Origin of the sequence: Streptomyces sp. NBC_01465 (assembly GCF_036227325.1) — a bacterium.
Taxonomy (GTDB): Bacteria; Actinomycetota; Actinomycetes; order Streptomycetales; family Streptomycetaceae; genus Streptomyces.
The window spans coordinates 7,373,746-7,395,791 of the sequence record NZ_CP109467.1; the positions used below are offsets into that span (position 1 = coordinate 7,373,746).

Consider the following 22,046-nt stretch of genomic DNA (forward strand, 5'->3'; position numbering starts at 1 on the left):
CCTGAGGATGGCGCGATACAGATCCGACCTTCTTGGTCCGAGCCATTGACCGCGTACCAACAAGACGCAACTCTATGACACATAACTGAACGCGGTACACCCTTGTGAACGGCTGCACTCGGTTATGCCCTGTACGTGCACCACATCGCTCACTCCTGAACTCCCCTCTCAGGAAGGCAGGCATCTGCCCATGTGGAACGCTTCGAATACATCGGACCTCAGGGCGAGGCGAAGGCGGCCCGGCCCGCGTGCGCTGCTCCTGGCCACGGTCCTCGCCTGCACCGGCCTCGCCGTGCCGCACCCGGCCGCCGCACAGCCCGCCACCACCGCCGACGCGGTCGGATACGAGGCGGAGAGTGCCCAGGTCCATCTGGGCACGGTGGCCGCCGACCACCCCGGATTCACCGGGACCGGCTTCGTCGACTACACCAACGTGACCGGCAGCTATGTCGAGTTCACGGTCGACGCGGCGCAGGCGGGCGACGCCGCCCTCACCCTGCGGTTCGCCAACGGAACCACCACCGACCGGCCCATGGACATCACCGTGAACGGGACGAAGGTCGCCACCGGCGTCTCCTTCCCCTCCACGGCCACCTGGACCGGCTGGCAGACCCGCACGCTCACCGCGGCCCTCACTGCCGGTGCGAACACGGTCCGCGCCACGGCCAGCACCGCGAACGGCGGCCCCAACCTGGACTCGCTGACCGTCGGCACCCCCTCCGCCGTCACCGACTGGTCGACCGCGATGGTCGACTCCACCACGGCCCGCTACACACCGACGACCATCGGCGGCTGGTCGTACCCCGTGGGCCTCTACCTCTACGGCCAGTACCTCACGTACCAGCGGACCCACAACCCGGCGTACCTCGCGTACATCAAGAGCTACGTCGACCGCTTCGTCGACGCGAGCGGCGTCATCAACCAGTCCTTCAACAGCCTCGACTCGATGCAGGCCGGCCGGCTCCTGGTGATCCTCCACCACGAGACGGGCGACCAGCGGTACGCCACCGCGGCCAAGACCATTCGCGACCGCCTCAACACCTACCCGCGCACCGCGGACGGCGGCTTCTGGCACGCGGACACCAGCAGTCGGGCCCACCAGCTCTGGGCCGACGGCGTCTACATGGTCAATCCGTTCCTCGTCGAGTACGGCAAGGAGTTCCACGACTCCGCGTACACGAACGAGGAAGCGGCCAAGCAACTCGCCGTGTACGGCAGCCACTTGCAGGTGGCGGGCGGCCTCCTCAAGCACGCCTGGGACGAGTCGCGCACCGCCGGCTGGTCCGACCCCACGACCGGCCTCGCCCCCGAACACTGGTGCCGCGCCGTCGGCTGGTACTCGATGGCGATCGTCAACGTCCTCGACGCCATCCCCGCCGACGCCCCGCGCAGGCCCCAGCTCCTGACGATCCTGCGCAATCTGGCCACGGGCCTGGAGCGGACCCAGGACCCGGCCACGGGGCGCTGGTTCCAGGTCATGGACAAGGGCGACCGCAGCGACAACTGGACCGAAACGTCCTGCTCCTCGATGTTCACCTACGCGCTCTCCCGGGGCGCCCAGCAGGGCTACGTCGACCACCACTTCGCAGCCGTCGCGCAACGCGGCTACCAGGGCGTGCTCGCCAAGGTCTCCCTCGGCGCGGACGGTCTGACGAACCTCACGGATATCACCATCGGCACCAACGTCGGCGACTACGCCTACTACGTCGCGAGGCAGAGGGCCACCAACGACTTCCACGGCCTCGGGGCCTTCCTGATCATGAACGAGCAGATGAGGACACGATGAACGCGGTCAACGGGCACCACCCCTCCCGCAGAACAGTCATCGGCGCCGCGCTCGGCGGCGCGGCGGCCGCAGGACTTCCTCTCCCGGCCCGCGCGGCCACCTCCCCCACCGAGGCGCTCGCCGTCTCCAGCTGGCAGCAGCGCTGGGCCCCGTCCGCCGCCGTCGAAGGACTCGCCGCCTTCGAGACGATCGAGGACGACCGGGCCGATTCGCACCCCGCCGGTCAGCCGCACATCTTCCCCGAGGGCGACACCTACCGCTGGAACATGCACACGGTCGACCGGGACACGTCGACCGACCGCCAGCGCCAGGAGGTCACCGGGATGCGGACCCCGGCGGGCGGTCCGTACCTCCAGTGGACCGCCGGGCAGACCTGGCGGACCACGTACTCGATGTACATCCCCGGCTCTCTCAAGGCGACGACGAGCTTCACCCACATCATGCAGATGAAGGAGCCGGGCACCGGCACCTCGCCGATCGTCGTCCAGTCACTGCGCCGGGTGAGCGGGGCGCAGACCATCGAGCTCCAACTCCCCATCGCAGGCGTGCTGGTGGGCCGCACGAGCCTGGACCCGCTGCACGACACCTGGACGGACGTCGACTTCACCATCAGGGTCGGCGACGGCACAGCGGGGATGGTCCGCTGGGTCCTGCGGGACAGCGCCGGAGTCACCCTGATCGACGTCACCAAGGACGGCGTGGACACCCTCATAGACCAGCGGACCCGCCCCAAGTGGGGCATCTACCGCTCGCTCGGCGACACCTCGGGATCGCTCCAGGACTGCTATCTGCTGACCAGGGACATGCGGGGCTATCAGCTGGCCTCCGGCGGATCGGGCGTCTACCAGGCCGAGGAGGCCCGGATCTCGCAGGGCGCCGTCGAGTCGAACCACCTCGGCTTCAACGGCACCGGTTTCGTCAACTACGACAACATCACCGGCAGTTACGCGGAATGGACCGTCGAGTCCTCGGCCGCGGCCGGCGCCGTGCTCGCCCTCCGGTACGCCAACGGCACCACCGCCAACCGCCCGATGGACATCTCCGTCAACGGCACCGTCGTCTCCGCGGGACGTCCCTTCAACCCCACGGCCGACTGGGACACCTGGGCGACCAGCTCCCTCGCCGTGGCCCTGAAGTCCGGCACGAACACCATCCGGGCGACCGCCGCCACCGCCGACGGCGGCCCCAACGTCGACCAGATCACGATCAGTTGAGAGAGGTGAGGCAGCGATGAAGAGACTGACGGCCGTCCTCGGACTGGCCCTCGCGCTGATGCTCGGCATCTGGCAGCCGTCCGTGAGCGCCGCGCCGGCGCCGGACACCGCCGACTGGGACACCTGGGCCACCAGGACCTTCACCGTCCCGCTCGACGCCGGGTCCAACACCGTGCGCCTGACGGCGACCACAGCGAACGGCGCCCCGAACCTGGACTGCCTGGACGGTCCGGCATGAGGCGCCACGGGCGACTCCTCGCCCTGATCGCGCTCCTCCTCGGCACCCTCCTCCTGCCCACCCCCGCCCGTGCCGACCTCCAGAACCCGCGCCAGGACTTCCTCCGGGCCTCCACCGGCGGACTCTTCCTGCACTGGGGCGAGCGCACCTCGCCCCAGCACACCAGCTGCAGCGGCTGGGAGAGCGATGTGACCAACGGCGGCTGGACCCCGGACTACTGGGTCAACGAGGCCCAGAAGCTCCACGTCCAGTACCTGGTCCTGGCCACCTTCCACAGCCGGCTCGGCTACGCCCGCCCCTGGCCGTCCGCCATCCCCGGCAGCTGCTCCACCCAACGGGACTTCCTCGGCGAGCTGATCACGGCAGCCAAGGCCAAGGGCCTGAAGACGATCCTCTACATGACCGACGACCCGCAGTGGCACGCGGACGGCGGGCACGAGTGGCTGGACTCGGCCGCGTACTCCTCGTACAAGGGCAAGAGCGTCGACCTGACGACCCGCGACGGATTCGGCGAGTTCAGCTACGACAACTTCTTCGAGGTCATGGACCGCTACCCCGACCTCGGTGGCTTCTGGATCGACAACGACAACGCGTACTGGGAGTCCCACAACCTCTACGCCCAGATCCAGCAGAAGCGCCCCTCGTACACGCTCAGCAACAACAACGAGGACACGCCGATCATGGACATGATCAGCAATGAGCAGAAGGCCGGAATGGCCCCGGCCTACGACTACCCGCAGGCGGTCTACACCGCTCAACCCCGCCTGACCGAGGCCGACTTCAAGCTGCCCTCGACCGGCGCCTGGTGGTACGACGGCTCGGACCCGTCCGTCGACAAGATGCTGACGCTCGGCCGACTCGTCACCAACGCCGGCTCCTCCGTGAAGGCGCTGATAGCCGAGACCGCGATGGTCAACGGCAGGTTCCCGCCCCAGCAGGAAGCCTTCAACACCTTCGCCAACGGCTATCTGAACCCCATCTGGGAGTCGCTGAACGGCACCGAGGGCGGCGGCTACATGTACGGCGGCCTCAAACCCGGGTTCTGGAACGACGGCGCCCACGGCGTCACCACCATCAGCAGGACCGATCCCGACCGCCAGTACGTCCACGTCCTGACCCCGCCCACCACCAGCACCCTGCGCATCCGCGACAACGGATACCGGATCTCCGCCGTGAGCAATCTGCGCACCGGCGCCCCGGTCTCCTTCAGCCAGTCCGGCGGAGTGCTCACGCTCAACGGACTCGGCGGCTGGGACCCGTACGACACCGTGTTCAAGGTGACGACGTCAGGACGCCAGGGAATCCTGCCCGCCTCCTCGTACACGATGAGCGCGAGCGCGTCGGCGAGCGGACACGGGGCCGCGGCCGCCGCGGACGGCAGCTGGACGACGTACTGGGACAGCAACAAGACGCTGCCCGTCACGCTCACGTACGACCTCGGGTCGGTGAAGCCGGTCCAGTACATCGGCCTCAACCAGCGCGAGGACTCCGTCTCCTACGCCCGCTCCGACACCGAGCAGTCCGCCCGCATCAAGGACTACAAAGTCTTCCTCAGCAACAACGGCACCACCTGGGGAAGTGCGGTGAAGTCCGGGCAGATGGCGAGCCGCCGCGGCATCCAGGGCATCGACCTGACCGCCGCGAACGCCCGCTACGTCCGTCTGGAAGTGGACACCACCTGGGCCGCGTCGACCGACACCACCCGCTACCAGCGGCTGCGCATCGACGAGTCCTGGATCGGCACCTCCTACGCGACGCCGGCCACCGGGACACCGCCCGTACGGTACGAGGCGGAGGATGCGGTGATCTCGTCCGGCACCGTGGCGACGAACCACCTGGGCTACACCGGCACCGGCTTCGTGGACACCACCAACGCGGTCGGAACCTCCGTGCAGTGGAACGTGCACGCGGCCGCCGCAGGCACTGCGAACCTCACCTTCCGCTACTCCAACGGCACCACCGCCGACCGCCCGATGGACATCACCGTCGACGGAGCGGTCGTGGCGAGCGCCAAGTCCTTCCCGCCGACCGGCAGTTGGGACAGCTGGGCCGATGTGGCGGTCGCCGTCCCGCTTGCCGCGGGCGCGCACTCCGTCGTGACGACCGCGACCACCGCCGGTGGCGCGCCGAACCTCGACCACCTGGATGTGGGGTGACCCATGAGACGACTGAGATCGCTCGTGCCGGCCGCGGCCGCAGGCCTGCTCCTCGCCGGCTCCGCGCTGAGCGCACCGCCCGCCGCCGCATCGGACAACGGGCTCTCGATCCGGCCGGCCATGGGCTGGTCGAGCTGGAGCTTCGTACGGCGCACACCCACCGAGGCCAAGATCAAGGCGCAGGCGGACGCCATGGTGAGCAGCGGCCTGAACACCCACGGCTTCCTCTACATCAACCTCGACGACTTCTGGCAGAAGTGCGACTCCAACGGCTTCACCGTCGACTCCTACGGACGCTGGACGGTCGACACCGCCAAGTTCCCGAACGGCATCAAGCCGCTCGCCGACTACATCCACTCCAAGGGCCTGAAGTTCGGCTTCTACGTGACGCCCGGGATCGCCAAGAACGCCGTCACCAAGAACACCCCCATCGAGGGGACCTCGTACCACGCGGCGGACATCGCCAATACGGCGTTCGCGGAGAAGAACTACAACTGCAAGAACATGTACGGCATCGACTACAGCAAGCCGGGCTCCCAGGAGTTCGTGGACTCCTGGGCCCGCCAGTTCGCCTCCTGGGGCGTCGACTACCTCAAGATCGACGGGGTGAGCGCCGCGGACATCCCCGACGTCCAGGCCTGGGACAAGGCGCTGCGGGCCACCGGCCGCCCCATCAACTACGCGCTCTCCAACAACCTCCCCATCGCCAATGCCACCACCTGGCGCACACTCGCCAACAGCTGGCGCACCCAGGGCGACGTGGAGTGCTACTGCGGCCCGGGCGCCAACGGCAGCGGCTATCCGCTCACCGACTGGTCGCACGTCTCGTCCCGTTTCGCCACGGCGGCCACCTGGCAGCCGTACGCGGGACCGGGCGGCTGGAACGACCTCGACTCCCTCGAGATCGGCAACGGCGACCAGGTGGGCCTCACCTCCGACCAGCGGCGCTCGCACTTCACCCTGTGGGCGATGGCGGCGTCCCCACTCCTGCTCGGCACCGACCTCACGGCCCTGGACCCCGTGGACAAGGCCATGCTCACCAATGACCGGCTGATCGCCGTCGACCAGGACGGCGTCGCGGCCAAGCGCGTCGTGAACAGCGGCGTCAACCAGGCCTGGAGCAAGCGCGAGGCCGACGGCGACTACGTGGTGGCGCTCTTCAACACCGGTACGTCCGGGAGCTCCACGGTCGCCGTCACCTGGGCGCAGGCCGGCTTCTCCGGCAGCGCGGACGTCACGGACCTGTGGTCGGGATCGCACACGGGAACGGTCGCGAACGGCTACAGCGCCACCCTGCGCCCGGGGGAGACTCGGCTGATCAGGGCCCACCCGCTGTCGGGTGCGAGCGTCCGGTACGAGGCCGAGAACGCGGCCACCTCTGCAGGGTCCACCGTCGACACCAATCACCTCGACTACTCCGGGACGGGCTTCGTCAACACCGCCAACGCGGCCGGGGCGTACGTGGAGTGGACGGTGAACGCACCCGCGGCGGGGACGTACAACGCCACGTTCAGGTACGCGAACGGGACCGCCGCCGACCGCCCCATGGACATCAGTGTGGACGGCGCGGTGATCGCGTCGGATCGCCCGTACCCGGCCACGGCGGACTGGGACACCTGGGCGAACTCGGCCCTCTCCGTCTCCCTGGGATCGGGTACGCACACGATCCGGGCGACGGCGACCACGGCGAACGGCGCACCCAACCTGGACTACCTCGACCTGGGGTAGCTGCACGAAGGCGGTCCGAGGGGCGGCGGGCGAGGCCCGTCGCCCTCTCGGGCGTGCCCTGGGACGGGTCAACTCGCCTGAACCCCGAGTCAGTTGGGATTGCCGAGGGCATTGACAGCCGAGGGTTCAGGCGGTCCTATGCATAGTCAGTTAGGAAGCTTTCCTAACACTGCCCTGTCGGCACGTCCCCCGCTGATCGGAGAGTTCCCCGTGCACAGAAGATTTCGCCCCAGAGCGCTCTGCGCCCTCCTGGCGAGCGCACTGAGCCTGCTGGCCCTGCTGGGCGCCCACAGCGCGACTGCGGCAACCACCCGTTACGAGGCCGAAGGCGCGGTGATCTCCTCGGGCGCGGTGGCCACGAACCACCTCAACTACTCGGGCGCCGGCTTCGTGGACACCACCAACGCCTCAGGTGTGTACGTCGAGTTCACCATGACCGCCGCGAATGCGGGGACGGCGACGGTTGGTCTGCGGTACGCGAACGGGACCACGGCGGACCGTCCGGCGGATGTGGCGGTGAACGGAACCACGGTCTCCGCGGGCCGGTCGTTCGGCCCGACGGCGGACTGGGACACCTGGGTGACGTCGACGCTGGCGGTGCCGGTGGTGGCGGGCAGCAACAAGATCCGCCTCACCGCGACGACGGCGAACGGTCTGGCGAACCTGGACTACGCCGACGTGGACGTGGCCGTCCCGGCGGCGGACTACCAGGCCGAGGACGCGACCCTGTCGCAGGCCGCGGTGGTCACGAACCACCTGAACTACACCGGCTCCGGCTTCGTGGACTACACGAACACCGCCGGTTCGTCTGTGCAGTTCACGGTCGAAGCGAGCGCGGCCGGCCAGGCAGGTCTGATCTTCCGGTACGCCAACGGCACCACCGTCGACCGCCCCATGGACATCGCCGTCAATGGCGCAGTGGTCGCCTCGGGTGTCTCCTTCCCGGCCACCGCGGACTGGGACACCTGGGTCACCAAGACCGTCAACGCCAACCTCGTCGCCGGCACGAACACCATCCGCGCCACGGCCACCACCGCGAACGGCGGCCCCAACCTCGACAAGCTCACCCTCGGCGCCCCCGCCACCGGCGGCACGGGAACCCCGATGGCTGCCGCCCCCTACGAGTACCTCGGCTGGGGCAATCCACAGAAGCCTACGGATGTCATGAACGCGACAGGGGTGAAGTGGTTCACGCTCGCCTTCATCCTCTCCGACGGCACCTGCAATCCCGCCTGGGACGGCAGCCGGCCCCTCACCGGCGGCTCGGACCAGTCCGCCATCAACTCCATACGCGCGGCCGGCGGTGACGTGGTGATCTCGGTCGGCGGCTGGAGCGGCAACAAGCTCGGCGAGAAGTGTTCCAGCGCCTCCGCGCTCGCGGGTGCGTACCAGAAGGTGATCAGTGCGTACCACCTCAAGGCCCTGGACATCGACATCGAGGACACCGAGTTCTCCAACAGCACGGTGCGCCAGCGGGTGGTCGACGCGCTGAAGATCGTCAAGACGAACAACCCGGGCATCGTGACGTACGTGACCATGGGCACCACGCCCACAGGACCCGACGCCACCGGCAAGGACCTGATCAACAAGGGTGCGGCGGCCGGACTGGCCAACGACGCCTGGGTGATCATGCCGTTCGACTTCGGCGGCCACAGCGGCAGCATGGGCCAGGCCTCCGTCTCGGCCCTCGACGGCCTCAAGGCAGCGGTCAAGTCGGCGTACGGCTACAGCGACGACACCGCCTACCGCCACATCGGCGTCTCGTCCATGAACGGCACCACCGACGAGACCGACGAGACCGTCACCACCACGGACTTCCGCACGATCCTGACGTACGCGCAGACCCACCACATCGCGCGATACGCGTTCTGGTCCGTCAACCGTGACCGCGCCTGCGGCTCCGGAAGCGACGGCGACTCCTGCAGCGGTGTCTCCCAGTCGGCGTACGACTTCACCAAGATCGTCGTCCAGTACAAGGGCTGACCAGCCGTCCGTCGAATCATCAGGAAAGGACGACCATGAACAGATCCGGACTCAGACACCCCGTGGTCTTCGGAACGGCGGCCGCGCTCGCCCTCCTCGGACTCGCCGCCCTGTCGCCCGACGCCCACGCCGCCGCCACCCGCTACGAGGCGGAGAACGCGGTGATCTCCTCCGGTGCGGTGGCGACGAACCACCTCAATTACTCGGGCACGGGCTTCGTCGACACCACCAACGCCACTGGTGTGTATGTGGAGTTCGCGGTGAACGCCGCGACCGCAGGCACCGCGAACCTGGTCCTGCGCTACGCGAACGGCACCACCGCCGACCGGCCCGCCGATGTCGCCGTCAACGGCACGACCGTCTCGGCCGCCCGCTCCTTCCCCGCCACGGCGAACTGGGACACCTGGGCGAACTCCACGCTCTCCATACCGGTGAAGGCGGGCAGCAACACGGTCCGCCTCACCGCGACGACGGCGAACGGTCTGGCGAACCTGGACTACGCCGACCTCGACGCGGCACCCGCCTCCGCCGATTACCAGGCCGAGGACGCCGTCATCACCCAGGGCGCCGTCGTCACGAACCACCTCGGATACACCGGCACGGGCTTCGTCGACTACACCAACGTCGCAGGATCCTCGGTGGAGTTCACGGTCGCCGCGAGCTCCGCCGGCCAGGCCGGACTCGTCTTCCGGTACGCCAACGGGACCACCGTCGACCGCCCGATGGACATCTCCGTCAATGGCGCAGTGGTCGCCTCGGCCGTCTCCTTCCCGGCCACCGCGGACTGGGACACCTGGACCACCAAGACGGTCAACGCCAACCTCAACGCCGGTACGAACACGATCCGGGCCACTGCCACCACCGCCAATGGCGGCCCCAACCTCGACAAGCTCACCCTGGGCGCCCCGTCCGCGGGTGACAGCGGCCCCGCCGTCCCCTTCGGCAGTCACCAATTCCCTTACGTGACAGGCACTTTGAAGCCGAGCGGCGCCCAGTCCGCGATCGACCAGGCGGTCATCACCAAGTACAACGCCTGGAAGTCCGCCTTCGTGAAGCAGAACTGCGGCAACGGCTGGTACGAGACCCTCTCGCCCGACGCCGACCACCCGTACGTCGCCGAGGGCCAGGGCTACGGCATGGTCGTCACCGCGACGATGGCGGGCGCCGACCCGAATGCCAAGACGGTCTTCGACGGCATGGTCAAGTACGTGCTCGCCCACCCCTCCGTGCACAACGCCAACCTCCTCGCCGCCGAACAGGACTCCTCCTGCAAGAGCGTCGACGGTACGGACTCGGCGACCGACGGCGACATGGACGTGGCGTACGGACTGCTGCTCGCCGACAAGCAGTGGGGCAGCACCGGCACGTACAACTACAAGGACCTCGCCGTCCGCCACATCAACGCGATCAAGTCCAACGAGATCAACTCCACGACACACCTGCTCCTGCTCGGCGACTGGTCGACCTCGGGCGACCAGTACTACTTCATCTCCCGTTCCTCGGACTGGATGATCGACCACTTCCGTGCCTTCAAGCGCGCCACGGGCGACACCGCCTGGGACACCATCCGTACCGCCCACCAGAACCTGATCACCAACCAGCAGGCCACCTACGCCTCGGGCACCGGCCTCCTCGCCGACTTCGTCGTCAACACCAACACCACCCCCAAGCCGGCCCCCGGCGAGGTCCTGGAGAGCGCGAACGACGGCGACTACGGCTGGAACGCCTGCCGCGACCCCTGGCGGATCGGCACCGACGCCGTCACCAGTGGCGACTCCGCCTCCCTCGCCTCCGCGCGCAAGCTCAACTCCTGGATCAAGTCGAAGACGGGCTCCAACCCCGACAACATCGTCACCGGCTACCACCTCTCCGGTGCGGCCTTCGACTCCGGCCACGACATGGCCTTCACCGCGCCGTTCGTCGTCACCGCGATGACCGACCCCGGCTCCCAGGCCTGGCTCGACTCGCTCTGGAACAAGCTGACCGGCACCGCCATCAACTCCTCGCTCTACTACGGCGGCAGCGTCCAGCTCCAGTCGATGATCGTCGCCTCCGGAAACTACTGGGTGCCGTAATGACCCCGACCCCTCACCTCCACACGAAGGAGCGCCCCATGAGACCGGGCAGAGCCAGACGGTCCGTAGCCGCGGCCGTCATCGGCATCCTCTTCGCCTGGCTGATCCAGGCGATACCGGCGCACGCCGCCGCCACCCGCTACGAGGCCGAGAGCGCAACGATCTCCTCGGGCGCAGTGGCGACCAACCACCTCAACTACTCGGGCACCGGCTTCGTCGACACCACCAACGCCGCGGGCACCTATGTGGAGTTCACGGTCAACGCGGCGAACGCCGGCACGGCCACCCTCGCCTTCGGCTACTCCAACGGCACCACCGCCGACCGCCCCGCCGACATCGCCGTGAACGGCGCCAATGTCGCCGCTGCCAAGTCCTTCGCGCCGACCGCTGACTGGGACACCTGGGCGGCCGTCACCCTGACCGCACCGGTCATCGCGGGCAGCAACAAGATGCGCCTCACCGCGACGACCGCGAACGGCCTCGCCAACCTGGACTACCTCGACTTCCAGGTCGCGGCCCCTGCCGGCACCGCCTACCAGGCGGAAGACGCCACCGTCAGCCAGGGCACGGTGGCAACGAACCACCTCAACTACACCGGCACCGGCTTCGTCGACTACACCAACATCACCGGTTCGTACGTCGAGTTCACGGTCAGTGCCGCCGTCCCGGGCAGTTCCTCGCTCGCCTTCCGCTACTCCAACGGCACCACCGTCGACCGCCCGATGGACATCTCCGTCAACGGAACGGTCGTCGCCTCGGCCGTCTCCTTCCCGGCCACCACCGACTGGGACACCTGGGTCACCAAGACGGTCAACGCCAACCTCACCACCGGCACCAACACGATCCGAGCCACCGCGACCACCGCCAACGGCGGCCCCAACCTCGACAAGCTCACCGTCGGCACCGCCGCCGACACCCAGGCCCCCAGCCGGCCCGGCGCCGCCGGCTGCACGGGCATCACCATGGACACGATCGTCTTCAACTGGGGGGCGTCGACCGACAACGTGGGCGTCGTCGCGTACGACATCTACGAGCACGGCAACAAGCTCGGCGAAGCCCCGGGCACCAACACCAGCAAGACCCTGACCGGCCTCGTCGCCAACACCACCTACAACCTGACCGCCATCGCCCGCGACGCCTCCGGAAACACCTCCCCGGCGTCCACCGCGATCGACTGCACCACGCTCCCCAGCGACGACACCACCGCCCCGTCGGCCCCCGGAACCCTCACCTACAGCAACCTGACCGCGAACGCGGTGAACCTGAGCTGGGGCGCGTCCACGGACAACAAGGCCGTCACCTCCTACGAGATCCGCAGCGGCACCAACGTCTACAAGACGGTCACCGGCACCCCGCCTGCGACCACCACCTCCGTCACGGGACTCGCCTGCAACAGCCCGTACACCCTGACGGTCGTCGCCAAGGACCAGGCGGGCAACGTCTCCGCACCCAGCAACGCCGTCACCTTCACCACCCCCACCTGCTCCACCGACGGCGGCGTCCCCTCCTCGATCTCCACCGTCTCCACCGGCTGGACGATCCCCTGGGGTACGTACTGGATGCCCGACTCCTCCAGCGCCCTGGTCACCGAACGGGACAGCTTCAAGGTCTTCAAGGTCACCCCGGCCGGCGCCAGGACCCAGGTCGGCACCGTCCCCAACGCCGTCACCACGGACGGTGAAGGCGGGCTCCTCGGTGTCGCCGTCGACCCGAACTGGGCGTCGAACCACTACGTCTACTTCATGCACACCGCCTCCGAGGGCAACCGCATCGTACGGATGACGTACGACGGCACCACCCTCAGCGGCTACACCGTCCTGCTCCAGGGCATCAAGAAGAACCGCTACCACAACGGCGGACGCCTCGTCTTCGGCCCCGACGGCTACCTCTACGCCTCCACCGGCGAGGCCCAGACCCCCGACCTCGCGCAGGACAAGACCTCGCTCAACGGCAAGATCCTGCGCCTGACCACCACCGGCCAGCCGGCCCCCGGCAACCCCTTCGGCAACTACGTCTACAGCTACGGACACCGCAACCCGCAGGGCCTGGCCTTCGACCGCAACGGCCGGCTCTGGGAGGCGGAGTTCGGCAACAGCACGTACGACGAACTCAACCTGATCAAGCCGGGCGCCAACTACGGCTGGCCCACCTGCGAAGGCACCTGCAGTACGTCGGGGATGACCAACCCCAAGAAGACCTGGCCGGTCGACCAGGCCTCCCCGAGCGGCATCGCGATCGTCCGCAACGTCATCTACATGGCGGCACTGCGCGGCGAGCGGCTGTGGCGGATCCCGATCTCCGGCGACACGGAGAGCGTGGGGACGGCGACGGCGTACTACGTCGGTACGTACGGCCGCCTGCGCACCGTCACCAAGGTCCCCGGCCAGGACCAGCTCTGGCTCTCGACCACCAACTGCGACAACAACGGAGGTGCCGCGGCGGGCTCGGACAAGATCTTCAAGCTCTCCATCAACTAGCGGCTCCGGCACTGCCGAGATAGGCGTCGCGGACGGCGGGATTCTTCCGTACGTCCGCGGCGTCGCCCTCCGCGAGCACCGTCCCCAGATCGAGGACGACGACGCGGGTGCAGAGCTCCATCACGAACGCCACGTTGTGCTCGACGAGCAGCACCGCGCACCCCTCCTCGTCGGCCAGATGCCGTACGACGGCCGCCAGTTGAGTCCGTTCCTCGCCGGACATCCCCGAGGCCGGTTCGTCCAGCAGGAGGACCCGGGGCGGGTCGGCGAGAGCGCGGGCCAGCTCGGCCATCCTGGCCTGGCCGACGGGGAGAACGCCCGCGTTGGAGTCCGCGAGCTTCTCCAGACCGCATTCGCGCAGTACGGTCGCCGCACGCGAGCGGCGCCCTGCCGTCTTCCCCCGCCCGCCGCGCCACTCCTGGGCCACCAGGAGATTGTCGGCGACGCTCAACTGCCCGAAGAGCTGCTGGCGTTGGAAGGTGCGGCGGATGCCGTGCCGGGCCCGCCACACGGGGGAGCGCCGGCTGATGTCCCCGCCGTCGAGGAGGACACGCCCCTCGTTGGGCCTGCGGATTCCCGACACCACGTCGAACAGCGTCGTCTTGCCCGCGCCGTTGGGCCCGATCAGCCCGCACACCTCGCCCTGCCGCACCGCGAGGTCCACACCGTCCAGGGCACGTACGCCCCCGAACCGCACGCCGACCCCCGTGGCTGCAAGCACCTCGCTCATACGGTCTTCGCCCCCACTCCCAGATAGGCCTCGGTCAGCCGGTCGTCCTCCACCTCGCCGCGCGGCCCACACCAGGAGACCCGCCCCTGCGCGAGATACGCCACGGTGTCCGCGATCCCCAGCACCTCGGCGGCCTTCTCCTCGACGAGCAGCAGCGCCGTCCCCTGCTCCCGCAACTCGGTCAGCAGCTGGAACACCTCGTCGACGATGCGGGGCGCGAGCCCCAGGGACGGCTCGTCGGCGATCAGGACCGCCGGGCGCCGCTGGAGGAGCGGCGCGAGCGCGAGGAGCTGCTGCTCGCCGCCGGAGAGCGAACCGGCCGTGACCGTACGGCGGTTGGCGAGTCCCGGGAAGCGCTCGTACACGGCATCGCGCCCGTCGCGGTCCTCGAGGTACAGGGTGAGGTTCTCCTCGATGGAGAGCCCGGGGAAGATCCCCCGCCCCTCGGGGGCCAGCACGATCCCGCCGCGCGAGCGCCGCACCGCCCCCTCGCGGGTGACCTCGCGCCCGGCGGCGTACACCTGCCCGCCGGAAGGGCCGAGCACCCCGGCGGCGACCCGGCACGTGGTCGACTTCCCGGCACCGTTGGGCCCGAGCAGAGCCAGGATCTCGCCGGGCCGTACGGACAGATCAACACCGTGCAGAACGTCCGCCCCGTCGTACCCGGCCCGGACGCCCCGCAGCTCCAGCGCGGCCTCCACGGCGGGCTGCGCCACACCGTTCGCGACCGGCCGCCGCGGCGAGGGCACCGGGTGCGCCGGATCCTCGGCGGGCGGAGCGGACGCCGCCGCACGCCTGCGGTGCCAGCGGGCGGAGACCGCCGCGCAGTAACCGTCCGGATCGTTTGCCAGCGCCAGCCCCGCGAGACCGAAGAGGATCACCGGCAGGTGGGCGGACGACGTCACGTACTCGGTCATCAGATGCGGTACGAGCGCGAACACCAGCCCCGCCACCACCGCGAACTGCGGCCTGCGCACGCCTGCGGCCACCGCCACCGCGAGCCAGACCAGCCCGGACATCGCGGTGAAGTCCGTAGCGGTGATACGGGTGTTGTACGAGGCGTACATGACCCCGCCGAACCCGGCCAGCCCCGCGGACACCGTGAAGACCAGCAGCTTCGTCCGGATCACCGAGACCCCCGAGGCCAGCGCCGCCGCGGGGGCGGACCGTACGGCCAGCATCGCCCGCCCGGCCCGCGAGTTCCGCAGCGCGCTGAGCGCGGCCACCGCGGCCGTCACCAGCACCACCAGCGCCACGCCCATCGCCCGGTCGTCGCCCAGATCCACCGGACCGAAGACGGGGCGCGGGATCTCCCACCCGGTGTCGCCGTTCCTCAACCACCGGAACTGGAACAGGACTTGGTCCGCCAGGAACGCCAGCGCCAGCGTGGCGAGCGCCAGACTCCTGCCGCCCAGCCGCAGCGCGGGCAGCGCGACCACGGCCCCGAGCAGGGCCGCCACACACGTCCCCACCGCGGCGGCGGCGATGAACGGCCACCCGTGGCTCATCAGCAGCCCGGCCACCAGCGCGGCGCCCGTCACGAAGGTGGCCTGCGCCAGGGAGACCATCGCGCCGAGCCCCGTCACCACCGTGAAGGAGACGAAGACCAGCGAGATGGCGAGGCCCTGGGCCAGGATTCCGCTCCAGAACGGCGTGGTGACCGTGTAGAAGGCGAGGGCGAGCAGCACCGCGCCCGCCGCCCACACCCCCCATCTGCGTGCCCACGACCGCCCGGCGAGATAGTCGGGCGTCGGCGCGTCCACCGCCGCCGTGCCGGCCGCCCGCTGCCGCCGCGTCATGATCAGCAGCCCGGCGAAGAGGATCAGGAACGGCACCGCCGTACGGAATCCGGTGATGTCGTCGGCGAAGGAGGCGTACCCGGCCGTCAGGTTCTGCAGCACGCCGAGCCCGAGCCCGCCCGCGAAGGCGAGCGGCACCGACAGGAACCGCCCGAGGACCGCAGCCGTCGCCGACACGAACAGGAACAGGGTGAAGTCCTGTGCCGACAGCCCCAGAAGCGGCGTGGCCAGCACCCCGGCCAGCCCCGCGAGCCCCGACGACAGCATCCATGCCACCGACGAGAGCCGGTCCGCGCTGATCCCGCGCAGCTCCACCAGCGACCGGTCGTCGACCGAGGCCCGCAGGCGCAACCCCAGCCTCGTGTGCCGCATCAGCACCCACAGCCCCACAGCCACCACGGCCGTGGCGATCCAGGTGATGAGCTGGTCGGAGTCGATCCCCACCCCGTCCATCAGCTGCCAGGACTTGGCGGGGCTCGGTCCGACCCCCGGCAGCCCGAACTGGTTCTCCGCGGGCAGGACGGAGGCCCCCGCGTCCTCCAGCAGTTCGACGATCCAGAGCCCCGCCGCCGGGAGCGCGACGAGCAGCCCGATCGTCGCCACGATCTGCGCGGTCTCGCCCACCCGCGCCAGTTTGCGGAACATCAGCCGGTCGAGCCCCCACCCGATCCCGGGTGCGACAACGGCCACCATCAGTACGGCAGTTGGAATCGCGGGCCAGCCAAGACCCGAGTGGAGTTCGTAGAAACCGAGCGCACACAGATACGCCGTCGCGCCGTGCGCGAAGTTGAAGAGCCCGGATGCGGAGTACGACAGGACGAGCCCGGTCGCCAGGAGCGCGTAGAGCGCCCCCGACACCAGCCCGCTCAGCACAAAGCCCAGCAGATCACCCATGGCAGCGGTCCGGTCCCGACTACTTGAAGGGAATGGCGGGATAGCACTTGAAGGGCGAGGTCACCTCGTACTTCCCGTTCTTCAGCTGCACCAGCGCCCCGCACCCGAAGCTCTCCTTCTGGCCCTTGGGCTCGCTCCGGTCGCCCACCAGCGTCCCCGTGTCGGAGAAGGAGGAGGCGGCCTGCTGGAAGGAGTCGACGGTGAGGTTCTTGCCGGCCTTCTTGGCGATCGACACGAAGAGGTCCGCCGACATGTAGCCCGTCATCATGTGCATGTTGAGGGGGATGTCCTTGCCGCCGTTGGCCTTCTTGATGTCCTCCTTGAACTGCGCCATCGCGGGGGCGTCGGACTCGAAGGGCTCGAACTGCAGCAGCACCTGCACCCCGTCCAGCGCCTGCTTGGTGGCGTCCTTGGCCAGCAGCCCCGGGTCGTAGTCGGTCGGGTCGGAGATCACGCCCTTGTAGCCGGAGCGCTTGAGGGCCGTGAAGAGACCGATGTTGTACGGGGTCTGCATCACGGAGACCACCGCGTCGGGCGCCTTGCCGCCCGTCCCGCTCCGCAGGATCTCCTTCGTGTACGCCGACCAGTCGCTGGGCAGCGTCGTCGCGGGCACCACGGCCTTGGCGTAACTCACCTTGAACCCGGCCGCCGCGAAGCCCTGCGTGAAGGTCCGTATCCCGAACTTGCCCGCGTCGCTGTCGTTGGCGATCAGCGCGATGCTCTTGCCCTTCGAGCCGCCCAGCACCTTCGAAAGCCCCTCGGGCCAGGTCTGGTTGAGCGTTCCGCCCGGCATCGGCACCAGGCAGCCGTTGAAGCCGTAGATGTGCTTGGGCCCGCAGAACGAGGGCAGCGTGCCCCAGCCGAAGGTCGGCACCTTCTGCTGGTCCAGGAAGTCCGATCCGGCGAAGGTGATCGAGCTCATCGGGGAGACGGCGAACACCTTGTCCTGCTGCACGAGCTTGCGTGCCGCGGCGAGGTTCTTCGACGGGTCCTGGCCGTCGTCCTCCGCGCCCAGGTAGTCGATCTTCCGGCCGTTGATCCCGCCCTCCGCGTTGGCGCGCAGATAGCGGGCCTTGGCCCCGAGGTCGGTGTCCTTCTTGCTGTAGCCGCTGGCGGACGTCATCGAGACGATCCCGCCGACCTTGATGGAGTCGGCGGTCACGCCGCGGACGGAGCCCGACTTGCTGTCGGAGGAGCCGGAAGTGCCGGTCGTCGAGGCGGAGTTGCAGGCAGTGGCGAGCAGCAGCACGGCAGCTGCCGTTGCAGCGGTGCGGACGGAACGCAACACAGTGGGGTCCTCCCTCTGGGGTGACCCGCATTCTGCGTGGGAGCTGATGGACCGTCAATAACTGACGCATCGCCAATTGATGACCCGTCAGAAACGCGGCGGCCGCGACCGGGCGGCTACGGCATCAGCTGTACAGCGCTTCGACCTCTTCGCTGTACGCCGTTTCGATCGCCCGCCGCTTCAGCTTCAGCGACGGAGTGAGCAGCCCGTGCTCCTCGGAGAACTGATGGGCCAGTATCCGGAAGGTACGGATCGACTCCGCCTGCGAGACCAGGGTGTTGGCCGCCACCACGGCCCGCCGCACCTCCGTCTCCAGGTCGGGGTCACGGACGAGTTCGGCCGGCGAGAGCGGCGGTTTGCCGTGCATCGAGAGCCAGTGGTCCACGGCCTCCTGGTCGAGCGTGACCAGGGCGGCGATGTACGGCCGGTCGTTGCCCACGACCAGGCACTGCGCCACCAGCGGATGCGCCCGCACCCGCTCCTCCAGCACTCCGGGCGACACGCTCTTGCCGCCGGAGGTCACGATGATCTCCTTCTTGCGCCCGGTGATCGTGAGATAGCCGTCCTCGTCGAGCGCGCCCAGGTCCCCGGTCGACAGCCACCCCTCGTTCAGTACGGCGTCGGTCTCCTTGGGGTTGTTGAGGTACCCGGAGAAGACGTGCGAGCCGTGCACCCACACCTCGCCGTCGTCCGCGATGTGCACCGTGGTCCCGGGAATGGGCAGTCCGACGGTCCCGTACCGCGTCTGCTCGGGCGGGTTGGCGGTCGCGGCCGCGGAGGTCTCGGTCAGTCCGTACCCCTCGTAAATCGTCACGCCCGCACCCGCGAAGAACAGCCCCAGCTGACGTGCCATGCCCGAGCCTCCGGACATCGCGTGGCGCACCCGGCCGCCCATCGCGTCGCGGACCTTCGAGTAGACGACCTTCTCGAAGAACTGGTGCTGCATCCGCAGCCCCGCCGAAGGGCCCGGACCGATCCCGAAGGCCTTGTGCTCCATCGCCTCGGCGTAGCGCACGGCGATGTCGACGGCCTTCTCGAAGGGGCCGGACTTGCCGTCGCCCTCGGCCTTCCTGCGCGCCGCGTTGAAGACCTTCTCGAAGACGTACGGCACGGCCAGGATGAACGTGGGCCGGAACGCGACCAGATCCGGCAGCAGCGCCTTGGCCGCCATCTCGGGCTGGTGGCCGAGCTTGACCCGCCCGCGGATCGTCGCGACCTCCACCATCCGCCCGAAGACATGGGCCAGCGGCAGGAAGAGCAGGGTGGACGCCTCGTCGCCGCGCTTGGAGTGGAACACCGGCTCCCAGCGCGTGACCATCGTGTCGGCCTCGAACATCAGGTTCGCGTGGGTGATCACGCACCCCTTGGGGCGGCCCGTCGTCCCCGAGGTGTAGATGACGGTGGCGACCGAGTCCGGTGTCACCGCACGCCGGTGCCGCTCCACGGTCTCGTCGTCGATGTGCACGCCCGCCGCGACCAGTTCGGCGACGGCGCCGCCGTCCAGCTGCCAGAGCCGCTTGAGGTGCGGCAGCCGGTCGATCACCGAGCCGATGGTCATCGCGTGGTCCTCGTGCTCGACGACGCAGGCGGTGACCTCCGCGTCGTAGAGCATCCAGAAGACCTGCTCGGCCGAGGACGTCGGATAGACCGGGACCGGCTGCGCGCCGATCGTCCAGAGCGCGAAGTCGAAGAGGGTCCACTCGTAGCGCGTACGGGCCATGATCGCGACGCGCTCACCGAAGCGGACGCCCTCGGCGAGCAGCCCCTTGGCGAGCGCGAGCACCTCGTCGCGGAACTGGGCCGAGGACACGTCGGCCCAGCGGCCGTCGGCCTTCCGTCCGAGGGCGACCCGGTGGGGGTCCTCCTCGGCATGGTCGAACACGACGTCCGCCAGTCCGCCTACCTGAGGCGCCGTCGCCATGGGTGGGACAGTGAACTCGCGCAAGATGACCTGCTCCTATGTGACGCTCCGCACAGCGCCGTGACGCTACCTCACTGCGCCATCCGGCGGGAGAGGGGTCATTGTGCCCGGCCGTACGGAATCCGCACAGGTCAGCGGCGGAAATCTGCCCACATGGGGAAGCGTCGGGCGCACTCCTGACCGAACAGTAAGTTCCCCGGTCCACAATCTCCACCGAATCTGTACGCCCGCATCACGGCCGCGCTACCGGGACGGACGGCCGCATCACGGGCGCAGGTGCGGCGGCGGCCGCCGCGGGAGCCCGGAGGAAGAGCAGCACCGCACACCCGGCGACGACCGCCACCGCACCGGCCACCAGCAGGGTCGTGTTCAGCCCGGACGCGAAGGCCGTGTGCAGGACGCGGTCGGGTATCCCGGGCCGCAGCGCGGAGGCCCCGCCCCCGGCGAGCGCGTGCGCCGCCCGGGACGATCCGTCCAGCTCGTGCGCCATCCGCGAGGTGAGTACGGTCCCGAACACCGCGACCCCGAGCGCGTACCCGAGCTGCCGTGCCGTGTTGACCGCCCCGCCCGCCATCCCCGCACTGTGCGCCGGTACGGATGCGAGCGCGGCGCCCCCGAGCGCCGGCGAGACGAGCCCGACCCCGAACCCGGACACCGTCAGCCCGGCCACCAGCGCCGTCCAGTCCGACCCGGCCCCGAGCACCGCCTGCCCCAGGGTGCCTCCGCCGATCAGCACCAGACCGCCCCCGATGAGGTAACGGTGCGGCGTCCCGTGCAGCAGCCGCCCGCCGACCGCCGCCACCACGAAGGCCGAGGCGGCCAGCGGGGCGAGGGCGAGACCGGCCTTGACCGGGCTCATGCCGATCAGCGTCTGCAGCCAGATGGAGAGATACGGAAAGACGCCGAAAGCCCCGGCGTTGAAGGCCATCGCGGCCACCATGACCACCACGAACGACGGCCGGCGCAGCAGCGAGAGGTCGAGCAGCGGCTGCGCGGCCCGGCGTTCGACCGCGACGAAGGCGGCCAGCGCGAGGACGGCGACGGCCAGCGTGGCCACCGTACGACCCGATCCCCAGCCGTCCTCCCCGGCCCGCACGACGGCGAAGGTCAGCGCACCCGCGAACACCGCGAAAGCGGCCGTGCCCGCCCAGTCGACGCGGCGCCCGCTCGCACCGCGCGATTCGCTCACCGTCCGCAGCGTCAGCCAGATCGCCACGACGCTCACCGGCAGATTGACGAAGAAGATCCACCGCCAGTCCAGCGCCTGCGTCAGCGCCCCGCCCAGAATCGGCCCGAGCGCGGCGGCGCCCCCGCTCACCGCACCCCAGATCCCCAGCGCGAACGAACGGTCGCGCCCCTGGTAGGCGGCGCCGAGCAGCGACAGCGTGGTCGCGAGCATCCCCGCCGCGCCCATTCCCTGCAGCGTGCGCATCGCGATCAGCATCGCCGGCCCGGTGGCAAGACCGCACGCCAGCGACGCCAGCGCGAAGAACCCCGTCCCCGCCACGTACATCCGCCGCCGCCCCGTGACATCGGCGGCGGCGCCGGCTCCCAGCAGCAGCGCGGCGAGCGCCAGCGCGTAGATGTCGATGACCCACTGGAGATCGGAGAGCGAGGCGCCCAGCGAACCCGCCATGTCGGGCAGCGCCACGATCACGATCGACACATCGAGCAGCAGCATGAAAGTCCCGAGACAGACCGCGACGAGCGGCCCCCACTTCACCATGATGTTCTCCCTTTACGAATCCGAACCTGCC

General features: G+C 69.4%; 13 protein-coding genes and 1 pseudogene. 9 read left to right on the top strand and 5 right to left on the bottom strand.

Annotated features, from left to right (window positions below):
- The first annotated feature begins 190 nt into the window (after positions 1–190).
- From OG707_RS34455 to OG707_RS34495, 9 genes and pseudogenes are all read left to right on the top strand, one after another.
- Positions 191–1,786, top strand: a complete 1,596-nt coding sequence (locus OG707_RS34455) for a glycoside hydrolase family 88 protein (RefSeq protein ID WP_329125419.1) — start codon at positions 191–193, stop codon at positions 1,784–1,786.
- A pseudogene (locus tag OG707_RS34460) lies at positions 1,783–2,607 on the top strand (hypothetical protein); the annotation flags it as partial. The gene OG707_RS34455 and the pseudogene OG707_RS34460, both read left to right, overlap by 4 nt.
- Positions 2,590–3,000 (top strand): carbohydrate-binding protein, encoded by a 411-nt coding sequence (locus OG707_RS34465; protein ID WP_329128125.1) that lies wholly within the window; start codon positions 2,590–2,592, stop codon positions 2,998–3,000. The pseudogene OG707_RS34460 and the gene OG707_RS34465, both read left to right, overlap by 18 nt.
- A 16-nt stretch (positions 3,001–3,016) precedes the next feature.
- On the top strand, positions 3,017–3,238 hold the full coding sequence (locus tag OG707_RS34470) for a carbohydrate-binding protein (protein WP_329125421.1): 222 nt from the start codon (positions 3,017–3,019) through the stop codon (positions 3,236–3,238).
- On the top strand, positions 3,235–5,394 hold the full coding sequence (locus OG707_RS34475) for a discoidin domain-containing protein (RefSeq protein ID WP_329125422.1): 2,160 nt from the start codon (positions 3,235–3,237) through the stop codon (positions 5,392–5,394). The genes OG707_RS34470 and OG707_RS34475 overlap by 4 nt, the downstream gene beginning before the upstream one ends.
- Before the next feature lie 3 nt (positions 5,395–5,397).
- Entirely contained in the window at positions 5,398–7,122 is a 1,725-nt protein-coding gene (locus OG707_RS34480; protein WP_329125424.1) for a carbohydrate-binding protein, read from the top strand.
- Between the two features lie 210 nt (positions 7,123–7,332).
- Entirely contained in the window at positions 7,333–9,105 is a 1,773-nt protein-coding gene (locus tag OG707_RS34485; protein WP_329125426.1) for a carbohydrate-binding protein, read from the top strand.
- A 35-nt stretch (positions 9,106–9,140) separates the two neighbouring features.
- Positions 9,141–11,180, top strand: a complete 2,040-nt coding sequence (locus OG707_RS34490; RefSeq protein WP_329125428.1) for a glycosyl hydrolase family 8 — start codon at positions 9,141–9,143, stop codon at positions 11,178–11,180.
- A 38-nt stretch (positions 11,181–11,218) separates the two neighbouring features.
- Complete coding sequence (locus tag OG707_RS34495; RefSeq protein WP_329125430.1) at positions 11,219–13,657, top strand: PQQ-dependent sugar dehydrogenase; 2,439 nt, start codon at positions 11,219–11,221, stop codon at positions 13,655–13,657.
- Here the strand turns inward: OG707_RS34495 and OG707_RS34500 are convergent.
- The 5 genes from OG707_RS34500 to OG707_RS34520 all read right to left on the bottom strand — a co-directional run bounded on the left by OG707_RS34500 (position 13,650) and on the right by OG707_RS34520 (position 22,015).
- The gene (locus OG707_RS34500) at positions 13,650–14,387 is read right to left on the bottom strand and encodes an ABC transporter ATP-binding protein (protein WP_329125432.1); all 738 of its coding nucleotides are present in this window, start codon (positions 14,385–14,387) and stop codon (positions 13,650–13,652) included. The genes OG707_RS34495 and OG707_RS34500 overlap by 8 nt on opposite strands.
- The gene (locus OG707_RS34505; protein WP_329125434.1) at positions 14,384–17,080 is read right to left on the bottom strand and encodes an ABC transporter permease subunit; all 2,697 of its coding nucleotides are present in this window, start codon (positions 17,078–17,080) and stop codon (positions 14,384–14,386) included. The genes OG707_RS34500 and OG707_RS34505 overlap by 4 nt, the downstream gene beginning before the upstream one ends.
- A 19-nt stretch (positions 17,081–17,099) precedes the next feature.
- Positions 17,100–18,368, bottom strand: coding sequence for an ABC transporter substrate-binding protein (locus OG707_RS34510; protein WP_329125436.1), 1,269 nt, complete (start codon positions 18,366–18,368; stop codon positions 17,100–17,102).
- A gap of 124 nt (positions 18,369–18,492) precedes the next feature.
- Positions 18,493–20,289, bottom strand: a complete 1,797-nt coding sequence (locus tag OG707_RS34515; protein WP_329125438.1) for an AMP-dependent synthetase/ligase — start codon at positions 20,287–20,289, stop codon at positions 18,493–18,495.
- Positions 20,290–20,521: 232 nt separating this feature from the next.
- Positions 20,522–22,015, bottom strand: a complete 1,494-nt coding sequence (locus OG707_RS34520; protein ID WP_329125440.1) for an MFS transporter — start codon at positions 22,013–22,015, stop codon at positions 20,522–20,524.
- Positions 22,016–22,046 lie beyond the last annotated feature (31 nt).